Annotated in this window: 10 protein-coding genes and 2 pseudogenes; 7 read left to right on the top strand and 5 right to left on the bottom strand. The window is 57.3% G+C overall.

Annotation, left to right across the window (positions count from 1 at the left end; translation table 11 throughout):
- Positions 1–698 precede the first annotated feature (698 nt).
- A pseudogene (locus DWV00_RS12485) lies at positions 699–835 on the bottom strand (transposase); the annotation flags it as partial.
- Between the two features lie 255 nt (positions 836–1,090).
- On the opposite strand from DWV00_RS12485, the gene DWV00_RS12490 reads away from it, so the two are divergent.
- From DWV00_RS12490 to DWV00_RS12520, 7 genes and pseudogenes are all read left to right on the top strand, one after another.
- Positions 1,091–1,315, top strand: coding sequence for a SymE family type I addiction module toxin (locus tag DWV00_RS12490; RefSeq protein WP_115533918.1), 225 nt, complete (start codon positions 1,091–1,093; stop codon positions 1,313–1,315).
- Between the two features lie 336 nt (positions 1,316–1,651).
- Positions 1,652–3,010, top strand: coding sequence for a tyrosine-type recombinase/integrase (locus DWV00_RS12495; RefSeq protein WP_115533919.1), 1,359 nt, complete (start codon positions 1,652–1,654; stop codon positions 3,008–3,010).
- A 92-nt stretch (positions 3,011–3,102) separates the two neighbouring features.
- Complete coding sequence (locus DWV00_RS12500; RefSeq protein WP_342766976.1) at positions 3,103–4,545, top strand: tyrosine-type recombinase/integrase; 1,443 nt, start codon at positions 3,103–3,105, stop codon at positions 4,543–4,545.
- Positions 4,546–4,647: 102 nt separating this feature from the next.
- Positions 4,648–4,738, top strand: a pseudogene (locus DWV00_RS34560) (PAAR domain-containing protein); the annotation flags it as partial.
- Between the two features lie 173 nt (positions 4,739–4,911).
- On the top strand, positions 4,912–6,081 hold the full coding sequence (locus tag DWV00_RS12510) for a PP2C family protein-serine/threonine phosphatase (protein ID WP_115533920.1): 1,170 nt from the start codon (positions 4,912–4,914) through the stop codon (positions 6,079–6,081).
- A gap of 2 nt (positions 6,082–6,083) precedes the next feature.
- Positions 6,084–7,145 (top strand): serine/threonine-protein kinase, encoded by a 1,062-nt coding sequence (locus DWV00_RS12515; protein WP_115533921.1) that lies wholly within the window; start codon positions 6,084–6,086, stop codon positions 7,143–7,145.
- Complete coding sequence (locus DWV00_RS12520; RefSeq protein ID WP_115533922.1) at positions 7,142–8,218, top strand: serine/threonine-protein kinase; 1,077 nt, start codon at positions 7,142–7,144, stop codon at positions 8,216–8,218. The genes DWV00_RS12515 and DWV00_RS12520 overlap by 4 nt, the downstream gene beginning before the upstream one ends.
- A gap of 489 nt (positions 8,219–8,707) precedes the next feature.
- Here the strand turns inward: DWV00_RS12520 and DWV00_RS12525 are convergent, their stop codons facing one another.
- Genes DWV00_RS12525 through DWV00_RS12540 form a run of 4 tightly spaced genes read right to left on the bottom strand, consistent with a single transcriptional unit; the run spans position 8,708 to position 15,939 of the window.
- Positions 8,708–10,327 (bottom strand): type I restriction-modification system subunit M, encoded by a 1,620-nt coding sequence (locus tag DWV00_RS12525; protein WP_115533923.1) that lies wholly within the window; start codon positions 10,325–10,327, stop codon positions 8,708–8,710.
- Positions 10,324–11,517 carry an ATP-binding protein gene (locus DWV00_RS12530; protein WP_115533924.1) on the bottom strand — a complete coding sequence of 398 codons (1,194 nt, stop codon included), beginning with the start codon at positions 11,515–11,517 and terminating at the stop codon, positions 10,324–10,326. Before DWV00_RS12530 ends, DWV00_RS12525 begins: the two co-directional genes overlap by 4 nt.
- The gene (locus DWV00_RS12535) at positions 11,514–12,842 is read right to left on the bottom strand and encodes a restriction endonuclease subunit S (protein ID WP_115533925.1); all 1,329 of its coding nucleotides are present in this window, start codon (positions 12,840–12,842) and stop codon (positions 11,514–11,516) included. Before DWV00_RS12535 ends, DWV00_RS12530 begins: the two co-directional genes overlap by 4 nt.
- The gene (locus tag DWV00_RS12540) at positions 12,832–15,939 is read right to left on the bottom strand and encodes a type I restriction endonuclease subunit R (protein ID WP_115533926.1); all 3,108 of its coding nucleotides are present in this window, start codon (positions 15,937–15,939) and stop codon (positions 12,832–12,834) included. Before DWV00_RS12540 ends, DWV00_RS12535 begins: the two co-directional genes overlap by 11 nt.
- Positions 15,940–16,137 lie beyond the last annotated feature (198 nt).

Consider the following 16,137-nt stretch of genomic DNA (forward strand, 5'->3'; position numbering starts at 1 on the left):
TTTAGTGCTGAAAAATCGTCTTCGTAACGACCACAAACGACCTTTTGCACGTCGGTGCAAACAAGCATTCGGCGCGATACCGTCAGGCCACCGCGACCCCGGGTCTACCGTTCAACCGCCACTTGCTTCTCTCGCTGCAGGGGGACGCTTCCCTCGTCGCGGATAGCCAAAGTACCGCGTATCGCACGAGCGAGCGCGCCGGGTCCCTTGAAACAGCAGCGTGCAAAACCCTTGTATTCACAAGGGAACGTGCACTATCAATAGTTATCGGCAAATCGCGCTTGGACTTGAGCGCAGGGTCCGACGAGTCGCTTCGTACCATCGATAGGCTCATCGACGCGCCGCTTCGTGATGCTACGCCCGTCACCGCCGCTGCTGCGTCCGCATTCTCATCCTGATTGACGCGCTGTTCTCATCTTGATTGGCGCGCGGCAGACGGGGCTCGCCTGCCACCGTCGGACCTTTAACTGATGGGGCGGCATTTCCGCACGGCTGATCATCGACAACGCGAAGTGCGTCATCGCGCGAGCCTGCATGTACGCCCCAGAGGTAAAGCGCTCATACGCCGAGTTGGCCGAGGGATACGGCTTCAAGATCGACGCGTGCCCGCCGCACGATCCTCAGAAGAACGGGATGGCCGAAAGCTTCGTCAAAACGATAAAGCGTGACCGCGTGTCCGGTCATGCAGGGGCAAATCCACCGCCGTGCTTCGCCTTCCAGTGTAGTACGTCGCTTCCGAGATACCGTACTTTCGGCACAGCTCGGCCGGCTTCACGCCCGTCTCGGCCTCCTTCAGTACCCCAATAATCTGTTCTTCCGTGAATCGCTTCTTCATTGCCGCTCCTCTTTGGAACGGACTCTACACCGTTACCGTACTAACCGCGGGAGCAGGTCAATAGGGTAAATTGAACATCCCTGAACGCCCTATGCCAAACGGCCAATGGTTAGCCGCCTCGTTCTTTTATACAGTTGAAGATCGCACATCACCGTTATCAGGAGCTCTGCCACCGCTGTAACAAGGAAGCGCGGGCCGCATGGGCGGCAACCCATACGACCCGCTAACCACCACCAACTCAATACAGGAGTTGATATGGCTAACGCCGATCATAAAGCATTTGACGCCCATCCCGTTCGCAGTGTCACGATTCAGGAATCACCGCGCTGGCGTCCGTATTCGCCGAAACGACGAGCTGCCCCGCTTCTCGTGCCGTGGTTCAAGCTGTCCGGCCGTTGGCTCGAGGAAGCCGGCTTCATGCCCCGCCAGCGCCTCAAGATTGAAGTCCACCAACAGCGACTGATAATTACGCCAGCCTGAGCGCGCAGCACGCAAAGGGGGAAGCCAACGGGTTTCGCCCCTGCCTCCGCCGCACTTCGATCAGCCGGGGGCAACGAGGTTCTACGTCAGCAGGGCAGCGTGGGTGTCGTCCGCGGTGCGGATGAGGATCGAACTCACGACCTTCGCATTGCGAATACGAACAAGTCGACATTCCTTGAGATAGATCGGCTTTGATCAACCCCGATAAACCATTGTATTTAAACGATTATTGTGAGTCTACCGGATGATCGATGTTGATCCAAATACCTCCACTGCCGCATAATCGGGTTACACAGCGGTTACACGGAATCGCGGACCCGAAAACAAGGTGGTTGGATGGCCAAGGTAAATTTCACGGCGGCTCGCGTAGAAGCGCATCGCTGCGCCGAAGGTAAGTCACAGTCGTTCCTATGGGATAGCAAGACCCCGGGGCTGGGTTTGCGCGCCACGACTGGAGGCGCCAAGGCGTACGTCTTCCAAGGAAAAATACACGGCACTACAGTGCGGATCACCATCGGCGATCCGCGAAGCTGGACCATCGATCAGGCGCAGGAGCGAGCGAGAAGTCTTCAGACGCTCATCGACGGCGGCATCGATCCACGCGAGCATGAGGCCGAACAGAAGGCGGCGCACGAAGCCCGGCAGGCCGCCAAGAAACGCCAGGACGTGACAGTCGGCGAAGCATGGGAACAGTACCTCGAACACCTTCGCACGAAGATTTCCCCGAAAACGAAAAAGCCTCGGTCAGAGCGATACATCCTCGACCATATCAACCTCTCGTCGCCCGGAGGAGGCATTGCCAAACGCGGTGGCAAAGAAAAAGTGCGTGGGCCATTAGCTCCGCTCATGCCGCGCAGGTTGACCGAGATAACCGCGGCATCCATGTCCGAATGGCTCGAGGCCGAAATACCTCGGGGGCCAACGAATGCCGGCCATGCGTTCGGCCTGTTCAAGGCGTTCATTCGGTGGTGCGACACTCACGAGACCTATGCAAGCATCATCCCACACGAGGCCTATGCCTCACCAAAGGTGAAGGGAATTCTCCCTCGCAGCGCCGCGAAGGATGACTGCCTGCAGCGAGAGCAACTATCCGTTTGGTTCAGTGCAGTACGTGGCATCGTCAATCCAGTGATTAGCGCATACCTCCAAGGCCTCTTGATTACCGGCGCCCGTCGAGAAGAACTAGCCGCGCTGCGTTGGGACGACGTCGACTTTCGCTGGCGCAGCTTGACCATGAACGACAAGGTTGAAGGCACTGGCGGCCGTACCATTCCACTCACCCCATACTTGGCGAGCCTATTGCGGAATTTACAGCGTCTCAACGAGATGCCCCCAAATAAGCGCCAAACTGCCCGCCTCTCTGAAAGGGGCGAACAGTGGGAGCCGTCCGAGTGGGTCTTCGCCAGCAAGACCGCAGCAGACGGGAAAATTGCCGAGCCACGTCACGCGCACAATCGAGCGCTGACACCGACGGGGTTGCCACACATTTCGCTGCATGGTCTGCGGCGGTCGTTCGGGACGTTGTCCGAGTGGGTCGAGGTGCCTGTAGGCGTCGTCGCGCAGATCCAAGGACATAAGCCATCCGCAATTGCAGAGAAACACTACCGGCGTCGCCCTCTCGACCTCTTACGCATGTGGCACGACAAAATTGAAGCTTGGATGCTTGAGCAAGCGAAGATCAAGTTTGAACAGTGATGCAATGATCGGGGGAAGGCAATGCCCCGACCACATCGCGCCAGGCACCATCGCGCAGTTCGGTGGTGTCCAGCATAGACGGAGGTAACGTCATGCCTCTTACCGACTTGGAAGTTCGCCGGGCGACACCGCGAGAAAAGACATACCGAATCTCGGATGGTCGCGGAATGTATCTCGAGATTTCGCCGTCGGGCGGAAAATACTGGAGGCTCAAATATCGGTTCAACGCCCGGGAGAAGCGACTCGCGCTTGGCGTCTATCCTGACGTCACGCTAGCACATGCCCGTAGGAAGCGGGACGAAGCGCGCGCCATGCTTGCGGACGGCATCGATCCAAGCCAGGCCAAGAAAGAAAAGAAGCGACTCTCAAAACTTAGCGCCGCGAATACGTTCAGGGTCGTTGCGTTAGAGTGGTTGGAGCGGCAAACCCCCGTATGGTCTGCGAGCCACCGAGACAAAATCATCGGGCGGCTCAAGAAAGACGCATTCCCGGTGTTGGGCGCGCGTCCAATTTCGGAAATATCCGCACCTGAAGTGCTCGACGTGTTGCGCCGGGCCGAGGCCCGCGGCGCAAATGACACGGCGCACCGACTCCATCAAACGTGCGGGCAAGTCTTCCGCTACGCGGTAGCAACTGGACACGCCCTGCGTGACGTTACCGCAGATTTGCGCGGCGCGTTGCGGCCTAATAGGCATACGCACTTTGCATCGCTGACGGACCCAAGCAAAGTTGGAGAAATGCTGCGTGCTTTAGACCGTTTCGCAGGCACGTTCGTCGTGCGCGCGGCACTGCGGCTCGCACCGATGCTGTTCGTTCGCCCGGGCGAGCTACGACAGGCAGAATGGTCGCAGGTCGACTTCGACCGCAGAGAATGGCGGTACACCGTTTCAAAGACGAAGACCGATCACCTTGTTCCGTTGGCCGATCAGGCGATCGAAATACTGAAGGAACTGCATGCCCTTACTGGACGTTGGCGGTTTGTATTTCCCGGGCGCGACCGCAGAAAGCCGATGAGCGGAGCAGCGATAAATGCAGCGTTGAAGCGGCTCGGCTTTGATACGAAGACCGAGATCACCGGCCATGGGTTCCGCGCTATGGCACGAACGATTTTGCATGAACGCCTACGGTTTCCAGCCGAAGTCATCGAGCTTCAACTGGCACACAGGGTTCCCGACAACCTGGGGACTACCTACAACCGGACTAAATTCCTTGATGACCGTGTCGTCATGATGCAATCGTGGGCGGACTACCTGGATCGGTTAAGGGAAGGAGTGGCGACGAATGCCACACGCGATCACATCCCCGACGGTCGCAGAGTACATCATCACGCTCGATGGACCGAGAACCGACGCATGCTTTCCCCGTTTATCAGGAGCACAAACTTGAGGGATGATTTGGCCCGCGGCGAACTGCCATCAAATTCGTATTTGTTGATGGCAAAAGTGCTGCACCTTTTCGCTCGTACGCTGACGGCCGCACATCGCACTCGACGCATCCGTCGCTTTGCACGCACGGTCCAACGCGATCGTCAATGATCTTGAATCCCTCTCTCGAAAACTACCAACATTGGCAGCGTGGTTCTGGAAACACCCGCTGCGCTACATTCCTCCGACCCCAAAAAAGAGAGGGCATGCGTTATGGGTTTTGCGTTCCTTCGCGATGGGTGACACGACCTCGCACGGCGGTCGAGTGCTTGCATGTTCCCCGGAGAATAAGTCGGACGGCGTGGCGGGCAATCCTCGCATGAGCACGCCGTACAATCAGTCGTTCGCCGACGGCTAGGGGCCGTCAAACGCCGACTCCTGGGCTCAACGGCCTAGTACCAAGTATGGTGACAAGCTATTATCATGACCGCTATTGCGCGCTACCGCTCACGAAACTAGATAGAAGATTCCGATCGCATGCCTGCACCTCCCCTGACGCCCGCCACCAAATTGATGACATGGTTCATGCGGCGCACCGCCGCAGGCGCCGTGCGTCGTGTCGCGCCGCTGAGTGCGGCCGTCGCCAGTGACGTTGGCCTGACACGTGCCGAGAACCAAGACAGAGTGGCGCTCGTCCGGGGCAGCGACCGCAATGGGGCGCCGTTTATCCTTGCTGCCGTTGCCGACGGCATCGGTGGCATGAAGCAAGGAGCAGAATGCGCTTCGCTCACTCTGGCGACCGTCATTGACACTGTGGCTCGAGAGTCAAAGCACACTGGCGATCCGAATGAGTGGCTGCAGAGAGCCGCGGAGCAAGCGAACCGCGCCGTACAAGTGACGTACGGCGGAAATGGCGGCTCGACGCTTGTTGCAGTCGTTCTAGCTCATGGACATCAAGCCGTTTGGCTCAGCGTCGGTGACAGTCGTGTCTACCACGTTGCTGAAGGCAAAATGCTTCAGCTCTCCAAAGACGACACCCTTGAAGGGCAGCTCGGCAAGCCAATCGAAGGCGGGAGGAGATCAGAACTTCTACAGTTCATCGGCTTCGGGGAATCGCTCGAGCCACATATTGAGGCGGTTCCCCGTACTTTGTCCGGCACGTTATTGCTAACAACTGACGGCGTGCATTTCATTGACGCCGCCTATCTCGGCAAGATAGCGTCTTTTGCACAGGATCTTGGCGTGTGCGCCCGCCGCTTCATCGACCTCGCCAAAATGCTGGGCGGACCTGACAACGCGTCAGTCGCAGCTCTCAGCTTAGATGCCCTTTCCGGCGCTACCTACACCCAGATTGACTCCGCGTTTGAGGTGTGGGATCCATTTGGCGAGCTGTGCATGTTATTCGAGCACGCTTACCGCTACCCAACTCATGTGCCCTCGCCTGCACTCGAGAGTGCCGCAGCTGTCGCTGGATCAACGGCATCGACCAAACAGGCAGCCGCACCAACGGGAGCGCCGCAAGACCTAGGAAAGGAGGCGTCCGGCGCATCCGCACCAGCAAATGCAGTTGGCAAGGAAAAAGCGGTCAAGCGTAAGAGCGGAGGAAGCCGTAAGGCCAAAGCGAAGGCCCCGAACAGCGACCGCGAGCCAGGCGCTGAGGGAGTAGCGCCCCAGTTGTCGATCGAATTTCCGAACAAGAAATCCTAGCCATGCGCCAGATCCCCGCTCGCTACGCTTCGTCCGGCAATGCAATGTCGGGTGGAATGGGCAGCGTCATTGTCTGCCGGGACGCAATCCTAGAGCGCCCCGTCGCGATCAAGTTCATTAGCAGCGCTGCGCACAAGCGTCGAATGGACGATGAGGTTGCTGCTCTGCTCAAGCTGCGTTCGAAGCACGTGGTGCAGGTTTACGACGTCCTCGCTGCCGACCCGGACGAGATTGGAATCGTTCAGGAATTCATCGATGGCCAGGATCTGTTTCAGTCGCATGTGGTTCCCACAGCTGCGGATGCTTATTACAAGCAGTTGTGGCAGATCGCTTCGGGAATAGCGGACATCCACGAGTTGGGGGTTATTCACCGGGACATCAAACCGAACAACATGAAGACCGACCCCGAGGGAGTCATCAAGATCTTCGATTTCGGTCTGGCGCGCGATGATGGAGCGAGCGCAAAAACTAAAAGCTTTGTTGGCACGCGCGGCTTCGCTGCCCCGGAACTTTACAAGAGCCCCTTCAGCTTCACCAAGGCGGTGGATACCTATGCATTCGGTGCGACAGCTCTATACCTAGCAACAGGGAGTCTTCCCAACGGAATGATGAAGCAGCCCCCGGAGGTCAGCCCAAAGGGCTACTTCGGGTTGCTCGCCCTGAATATAGGGGACGAAATCGCACGCCTTCTCAATTCATGCCTTTCAGGTAACCCAACGAAGCGGCCGTCCATGCGCGACGTACGCAACGCGCTGGCGCGACACATCCTTTTTGATAGGCACAGGGCCCTTGTTGTCTACCAGGGCAAAGCATCTGTCCTGGATGCCAAGAACAGAGCGGTGAGCCTAAGCTTCGGAGACATCGGGAAGATCGCGATCCGCTATGACGGACTCTCGTTCGTTGTCGACGGTGTCTCCGGCGAAGTGCAGATTAATAATCTGTTGGTCACCGCTGGCTCGCCCCTTCCAGGGGCATGCGTCGTTGCATTAGGCGGATCGCATCGGCGGAGCGTTGAACGGCGCTTTATCACCTTTGATATTTCGCATCCGGAAATCGTGCTATGAGCGGTCCACTGTCAGCTGGGGATATCGTCGGCGAACGATACAAGATACTGCGCTATGTCGATGAGGGCGGTATGCAATACGTATACGCGGCCACGGACCTACTTTCCAGTCGGATCGTCGCCTTAAAAACGCCGAAGAATAAGTCTGCTACAAAACGATTCCGCCGCAGCGCTGTCGTGGCCGCCAAGGTCAACCACCCTAACGTAGCGAAAACACTCGACTACGTAAGAATGGACGATAGCCGCTACCTGATCGAAGAATTCATTGCTGGCACTGACCTGAGCAAGGCGCTGCTGCGTAGAGCGTCGTTCCTTGATCCGTACCTCGTAGCGAAAGTTCTCCACCATATGGCGAAGGGATTGGCAGCCGCGCATCACGCCGGTGTAATCCACCGTGACCTCAAACCAACCAACGTGATGGTCATAGGAAACTATTCGCTGAGTGAAATCAAGATTACCGACTTTGGCATTGCCAAGATGGCAGAAGAGGAGCTTGTAGAGGCGGCAGAGGGTGGGGATCAAACGCTCACGACGTCGCAGACCGCAGTCGGCGCGCTTCCCTACATGGCGCCAGAAGCCATCGACACGCCCAAAGAAGTTACACGGGCGGCAGACGTGTGGTCCCTGGGCGCAATGATCTTCCACTTGCTCACAGGACAGCAGCCGTTTGGTTCCGGCCTGAGGGCTGTGCAGAAAATACTAGAAGCAGCGAAACCTGGCGTTCCTGCGTTCGTGCTGAGCAATCCACAGTTTGCGCCGCTCGCCAGCGAGCTTTTAGAAATTTCATTTGCCTGCTTGCAGAAAGATCCTAAATCGAGGCCGCAAGCAGATGAACTTGTCCGACGCTGCGGGCGCCTTTGTTACACGGTCTCGCTCCGCGAAGAAGGAGTGGTCAGACGAGTCGACTACGGTAGCTATGGCTTTATAGCAGCCGAGCAAGGTGATGTTTTTTTCCACATGGACAGCGTCTTTGGACCGTCGCCTAAGCCTGCGATTGGTGATAGCGTTATCTTCTCGGCATACGAAGGCGGCGGTTCTCCACGCGCCTATCCGCTGTTAAAGGTAATCGACTGATCACCCCCGCGATATTATAAGCCAGACACGCCAAAGCAGAACGCCCTCCTTATCATCCCTTGGAGCACTTCCTTCGCTATTCGGTGCGCCTCGTCTGTGCGCACGCTGCCGCGACGATTCAACAAATTTCAAAACTACATCGCGATCGCGAGTCGGGCAGTTGCTGCGGCTCGCCTGTGCCGCCCTGCATGTGCACTAACCAACTACGTCGTCATGAAGTCCGCTTGTGCGGTGCGGTTAGGCGACGTTCGGAGCGGTTGAGACGCGGCATATGGCTCGAGACCATGCCGGTTCACAATCTTCCTGGAACCCTGCGTGCAAGCCATTGACCGGCAGCCCCGCCGGGCGCCGGACGGCGCACTTGTTCACCACGAGCGCCGCCGCTCGGAGCAGACTACATTGGACCGTCTGGCGCAGCAGCATGCCGAGACCATCTTCGCGCAGGCCGAGGGTGAGGAGCGGCCTGCACGGACAAGTCAGTGTGAGCGCCTATGGCAACGGCTTCAAATCCAGTTCTCGCAGGAAAGCGTTGTGCTTGTCCTTCGCAGCCGCAATCGCCTTTTCAATCTCCACCAGCGCTTGGTGAGCCTCATCCAGAACGATCTCCGTTTCGTTCACCGCCGTGCTGATATAGCGCGAGATGTTCAGGTTGAAATCGTTCTTCTCGATCTCGGCCATCTCTACCCTGCGCGAGTAGCGCGCCTCTTCTTCGCGGAACTGGTAGGTCTTGATGATCTTGGCGATGTGCTCGGGCTTGAGCTGGTTCTGGCGTTTGCCTTTCTCGAAGTGCTCCGGCCCGCTTGCGTTAATGAACAGGACATCGTCCGGCTTCTTGCACTTCTTCAACACCAGGATGCAGACGGGGATGCCGGTGGAATAAAACAGATTGGCGGGCAGGCCGATCACCGTGTCGACGTGCCCGTCCTTTAGCAGCTTGGTGCGAATGCGTTCTTCCGCCCCACCTCGGAACAGCACGCCGTGCGGCAGGATGATGGCCATCACGCCTTCGTCTTTGAGGTAGTGAAAGCCGTGCAGCAGGAAAGCGAAGTCGGCAGCGGACTTGGGCGCGAGGCCGTGGCTCTTGAAGCGCATGTCGTCGGCCAGCGCGTCGGTCGGTTCCCAACGGTAGCTGAAGGGCGGGTTGGCAACGATGGCGTCAAAGCTGGGCTTCTTCGCCGGGTTCTGCTCCCGCATCATGTCCCACTCGTTAAGCAGGGTATCTCCGTGGAAGATCTCGAACTCAGTGTCTTTCACCCCGTGCAACAGCATGTTCATGCGCGCAAGGTTGTAGGTCGTGATGTTCTTTTCCTGGCCGAATATTTTGCCGACGGCGCCGTTCGCCTTGGCCACTTTCTTGCGCACGTTGAGCAACAGCGAGCCAGAGCCACACGCAAAGTCCAGCACGCTTTCCAGCCGCTTCTTGGTTCCGGTTTTCGGTTCCTGACTGTCCAGCGTGATGATGGTGGAGAGGATGTCGGAAATCTGTTGCGGGGTGTAGAACTCGCCTGCCTTCTTGCCGGACCCCGCGGCAAACTGGCCTATCAGGTATTCATAGGCATCGCCCAGCGCGTCGATGTCGGTGGAGAACTTCGCCAGTCCTTCGGCGATTTTCTGGATGATGGCGCAGAGCTTAGCGTTCCGGTCGGCGTAAGTTTTACCGAGCTTCGGGGAACTCAGATCGATCTCGGAGAACAGACCTTGGAAGGTGCTCTCAAAGGATTCCGTCTCGATGTACTTGAAGCCCGCTTGCAGCGTGTTCAGCAGCTCTGCGTCTTGGGTGCGGGCCAGGTTGGCGATGCTGTTCCAGAGATGCGCGGGCTGAATGACGTAATGTACCTTGCGGCGCATCTGTTTCTCGAACGCCGGGATGTCGTCAACGTTGTTCGCATACCAGAGCGCCAGCGGCACGTTGCGGATGTCGCTTCCCACATCCGGGTAGTCCCGCCCCAACTCCTTCTTCGCCGCCGTTTCGTAATTGTCCGAAAGGTAGCGCAGGAAAAGGAAGGACAGCATGTAGTCGCGGAAGTCGTCCGCATCCATGGCGCCGCGCAGTTGGTCCGCGATGCTCCAGAGGGTCTGGTTGAGTTGCTTTTGTTTGAATTCGTTCATGGGGTCGTGGCAGGTGCGGCGGCGGGTGCTGCGGCTGGTGTCGGTGTCGGCACCGTCTCAAGAATGTCAGGCAGGTCGAATCGGAATTTGGTGGTGAAGTCTTCCAGAATGCGCCGGAACAGCTCTTTGTTGTCCTCCCCCATTTCGGTCGGCTCGTGGATGGCGTATTTGCCATGACTGAGGAGGTTCAGAGCGCGGTTGTAGAGTGCACGGTCTTCCTCGATGCTCAGCGCCTTGAGGCAGAAGGAGATGTCAGCGTGGCCGAAGAACGACGCCGTTTTTTCCATGATGCTGCGCAGGGCGTTGAAATGGAAGGTGTATAGCTTGCCGGTGCCCCCGGCAGCGGCAAGTTGGAGCTCAGCGAGTGACGCGACGTGGTGGAAAAAGGGCGTGTCTTCGGTGGCTCGCAGGGTATATACGCCGTCTCCGTTCGGGCGGTGCAGAAAGTAGCGCTTGTGGGTCACCCTCGACTCGCCCTCTTTTGCTCTGCCAATCTCGTTGCACATCACGTTGAAGAAAAGGGCGTGATGGGACGAGAAAACAACCTTGATGGGCGCAGGAGTGCCGTCTTGGCTCTTGCGGCTCACAGCCCGGCGCAGGAGTTGGGCGAGGTCGCAAGCCACGGCGATGGCGTTGTTGTCGTCCAGTGAAGAGATGGGGTCATCAATGTAGAGATATTTGTTCAATTGATAGGACACGTGACCGTCGAGCATCCGCTCGCAAATGGCCATGAAGAGGCACCAGATGAAGATATTCTGCTCGCCACGGGAGATCTTGATGTTCTCGGCTTCACCTTTGCGGAAAGAGACCTTCCATGTCTCGTAGTCAATGTCGAAATCGAAGTCCGCGTAGCGGTCGAGGTAGCCCGCAATCGTTTCGTCCAGTGCGAGGTCTTTCAGGCCATTGAAGAAGGTGGAGTTGGGATTGAGCTGAAGCCGCCGGACAGCATCACCGTTAAGATCGTTGTCCCAAGTGAACAAGTCTTCGGTAAACGCATTGAAGTAGAGGGTGTCGGGAGCGCCATCGTTCTTGCGCTTCCCCTGGTCCTTGAACTCCATCGACAGCCGCGTCTTGCCCGTGCGGTTGTAGGCATACAGAAGGATGAGATCGACACCGCCCAGATCGTCACGCAGCTTCCTCGCGAGTGTCCTGAGGTTGGTGTACTTGTTGATCTTCGGCTTGGTGCTCATGCGTCAATGCCTTCCGCGGATGGGAAAAGCTGCTGTGTCAGCCCTTTTTTATGGATCGCGAGGGCTTCGAGCTTTTGGGTTTCGGCGCTGATCAGGGCGTCCAAATTATTGAGACTCGAGGCTATTTTTCGTTGCTCTTCAAGTTGTGGGAAATGAACCTTGAGTGTTTCTAATGTCCCGGCATTGACGTTTTTTTGCGCCCCGCCAGCCTCTGCTCCCAACATGAACTTTTTCCCAATAGGAGAGTTTATATATAGACAGAGATAATTTGAATCCAAAATATCAGCTTTGGGGCGAGTTATTAGGGATGTAAAACACTGTGCATTCTCATAAGACTTGGTAACTACCGCAGACAAACCAGGGTAGCCAGTTCTTACCGTTATGACATCACCTGTTTTCAATCGTTTATTTTTGTGAGCCGCTTCATAAATCGGATCGATAAATAGAAGGCTAGAATCATCAATTCCACCCTCCTTAATATTTTGATTTCTTAGCATGGGCACACCAGTTTCACGATATGCATGAGTGGCTGCACTAGCGATTCCGACCATAATCTTGTCGGCCAAAGCGGCGAGTGGTAAAATTTTCCAACCCTCTTCCCCTTGAAACTCCGGAAGCCGAAGGCTCGGAAATGTTTTGCCTTCGCTGGGGAAAAGCTGCTGCATCAGCCCTTTTTTATGGGTCTTGAACGCATCCACTTTCGCCGCTTGTGCGGCGATCAGCTCGTCAACCGAACTCAAGCACTCAGCGATTTTTTGTTGCTCGGCGACAGATGTCGTGCCCGTCGGGACGGGGACAGGTAGTGCCATCAAATCGTTGTCGTTGATGCTTAACGAGCCATGAGCCCTAGCGCCCACCTGAATGAATTTGCGCAGCCAGCGCCCGTGTAGGTTGTCTGAGAATTGACAATTCAGAAACCGTACATCTGGTGAATCCCCGTTGATGCGAAAACAAGTAAATATGCTGTTCGGGACCGCTGCCAGCTCAGTGCCCGAGTACAAGGTGAGAAAGCCCTCGGGATACTCTTTGGTGGCGCTCTTGTTGTAGGCAAATTCGTTTGGCTTCAAGAGCAAGTAATTTTTGTATGAGTCGCCCGCGATCACGCGACCAAACTTGTCTTCTTGGCTTACAAGCCCCACGCCCGATGTGATGCTCATCGGCACGCAAACGTTATTGCCAACTTTTTCTGTACGGATTGTCGCAACCGCCCGGAGCACTTCGGTCGTCCAGTCGCCAGCATTTTGAAATTCAGGAAATCGCAGCTTCGGTACCAGCGCAGGCTTTGCCCCTTCCCTTTTTGTAGCGGCTTTGTTCTTATTGCTCATACGCACTGAGTCCTGAAATGTCGCGGCCACCGGCGCGTTTAGTGAGGAGGGGGTGGAGGTCTTCCATCAGGGCGAGTTCGGCCTGGGTTCGAGCCTTCCAGCCGAGGTCGAGCGGGGCCATGAGGTCATTGAGTTGCTCGCCATCGAAGATCATGCGGTCGAGGATGCCGTCCACGAAGCTTTGAAGGGCGACGGTGGTGAGGCCGTGCTTCGCGGCGATGTCGGCGACTTCCTTGGCGCTCTTCTCGGCCTTGAAGCGGGCATAGCCGTCGCGGATGGCGGCCTCAGAGAGGCCCTCACCCGCCTGGAGCGTGGCGATGTATTCGGCGATGTCGTCGCGCTCGTTCATGAACTTGGCGTCGGCGCTGATGAGGCCGATGAGTTCCTCGCGGGTCATCGCGGCCTTGCCGGGCCCCTTGGCGGAAAACTTGGCGATGAGGCCCATGATGTAGTCGTAGTCGATGACGGCGGAAGCGAAGAGGACAAACTCGAAGTCGAGCTGGTCCACGGGGTCATCGTTGCCGGGGCCATCACCTTCCTTGACGTCTTTGCCCTGCTGCGCTCTGAGCTCTTTGGCAGTTTGCAGATACTGGCCTTTGAAGCCGCGCAGGCTTTCATCGGGCAGCACCTGCTCGATGGAGGCTTTGTTGTCTTCGCTGAGGTCGGTGTATTGGTCCAGCTGGGTTTTGAGTCGCTGGACTTCCTTGAAGTGGCTGATGAAGGCGGCGCGAGCCTCGTCGCCCTTCAGGTTGGCCACGGCGGAGGGCGTGCAGGCAAGGCCCTGGGACGTCATGAAGTCGTCCAACTTCTGCACTGCGGTCTGCAGCTTCTGGATGACCACAGGCGCCTTGTCCACAAGCCAGATTTCCCGTGCCTGCTCACCGCTTTTCTCGCCGGAGAAGAGGGAGATGGCGGCGTCGACGGAATCTTGCTGCTGGCGGAAATCGAGGATGTTGCCGAATGGCTTTGTACCATTGGGCTTCTTGTCAGGTGCCTGAATACTGGTCAGCACGCGGTTGGTGCGGGAAAAGGCCTGGATCAAGCCGTGGTGCTTGAGGTTCTTGTCCACGTAGAGCGTGTTCAAGAACTTGGAATCAAAGCCGGTGAGCAGCATGTCCACCACGATGGTGATGTCGATCTTCTGCGCGGCCGGGTAATCGGCATTGGGCCACTGCTGGTCCTTGATGCGCTTCTGCACATCCTGGTAGTAGAGGTCGAACTCGCTCAAGCGGTGGTTGGTGCCATAGCGGGTGTTGTAGTCGCCCAGGATGGCCTTGAGCGCGGCTTTCTTGCCCTCGGGGTCTTCTTCGTTGTCCGCCTGCTCCTGCGGCAGGTCTTCCTGGATCTGCTTGACATCCGGGTTGCCCTCGGCAGGCGGGGAGAAGACGCAGGCAATGTTCAGCGGCTTGAAATCTGGATCGGTGGCCTGCTTTTCCGCCTGCATGGTCTTGAACAGAGCGTGGTATTCGATGGCGTCGTTGATGGACGCGGTGGCGAGGATCGCGTTGAAGCGGCGCCCGCCGGTGGCGGCATCGTGCTTGGCAAGAATGGCCTCGATGATGGCCTTCTTGGCAATGGCTTCGCCGGGCTTTGGCGGGTTCTTACCCTCGGGCTTGAAGTAGTCGACGTGGAAGCGCAGGACGTTGCCATCTTCGATGGCATGGGTGATGGTGTAGGCGTGGAGCTGCTTGTGGAAGAGCTCCTCGGTGGTTCGATACGAGGCCACCTCACCGTCGATTTTTATGCGGCTGGCGTTGCCGTTGGGTCCACCAAATATCGGCGTGCCGGTGAAACCGAAGAGCTGCGCCTTCGGGAAAAATGCTTTGATGGCCTTGTGATTGTCGCCAAACTGCGAACGGTGACATTCGTCGAAGATGAAGACAATGCGCTTGTCCTGCAGTGCTTCGAGCTGTTCCTTGAAGGTGGCCAGGCCGTTCTTGCTGCGCTGCTTGTTGCGCTTGCTGTTTTCGTCCAGCGCCAGGCCGAGCTTCTGGATGGTGGTGACGATGACCTTGTCGGCGTAGTCCTCTGAAAGTAGGCGGCGCACAAGGGCGGCGGTGTTTGTGTTTTCTTCGACGCAACCTTCCTGGAACCTGTTGAATTCCTCCCGCGTCTGGCGGTCGAGGTCCTTCCGGTCCACGACGAACACACACTTGTGAATGTGCTCGTTTTCCTTCAGCAACGTTGAGGCCTTGAAGGAGGTGAGCGTCTTGCCGCTGCCCGTGGTATGCCAGATGTAGCCGTTGCCATTGTCTTCGTCGATGCACTTGATGATGTGCTGCACGGCATAGACCTGATAGGGCCGCATGATCATGAGCTTCTGCTCACCTGCGAGCAGCACCATATAACGGCTGATGGTGCGGCCGAGATCACACTTTTTCAGGAAGTGCTCTGCAAACTCGTCGAGTTGAGTGATCTTGCGGTTGTCTTCATCTGCAAACTCATAGATGGGCAGAAAGCGCTCGTCGGCATTAAAAGCGAAGTGGCGGGCGTTGTTGTTGGCGAAGTAGTAGGTGCGGTCGCGGTTGCTGACGATGAAGAGCTGCATGAAGCAGAGCAGCGTCTTGGTGTAGCCGTTGCCGGGGTCGTGCTTGTATTCGACGATCTGCTCCATGGCTCGGCGCGGATTGACGCCCAGGGTTTTCAGCTCGATCTGCACACAGGGCACGCCGTTGATGAGCAGGATTACGTCGTAGCGATGGTGGCTGTTGTCGGTATTGATTCGCAGCTGGTGAACGATCTCGAAGTGGTTTTTGCACCAGTCCTTGATGTTCACCAGCGTGTAGTTCAACGGCGTGCCGTCGTCGCGGGTGAAGGCATTGATGCCGCGCAGGGTCTTGGCAGCGGTGTAGACATCCGGGGTAACTATTTCATCCAGGAGCCTGGCGAACTCGGCTTCGGTCAGCTTGACGCGGTTGAGGGCCTCGAACTTCTCCCGGAAGTTCTTTTCCAGCGCGGCGCGATCGCGAATGTCGTCGCGGTATTCGTACTTCAAGTCCTGAAGCTTGCCAAGGAAGCCGTATTCGATGTGCTCTTCTTTGACGACGGGCCTCGGTACTCCGGACGGCAGATCGTAGGTGGACTTGGATGAAAGCATGGGGGAGGAACGTGCGTTGGCTATGAGTCGGAAGGCAATGCAGGTGGCTGGTCGCTATGTTTTGTGTCCGTTGGGATGTACTGCAGCCACTTATAAGCTCGCCAGTGTGAGGTCCGACGTTCCGCTCATGTGTCGTGCGAGGCCTTGATGCGCGGGCTCTGGTCGAGCGCCGACTTCGCAAACCCGCACTCGATAGCG

Origin of the sequence: Trinickia dinghuensis, assembly GCF_003367175.1 — a bacterium.
GTDB lineage: Bacteria > Pseudomonadota > Gammaproteobacteria > Burkholderiales > Burkholderiaceae > Trinickia > Trinickia dinghuensis.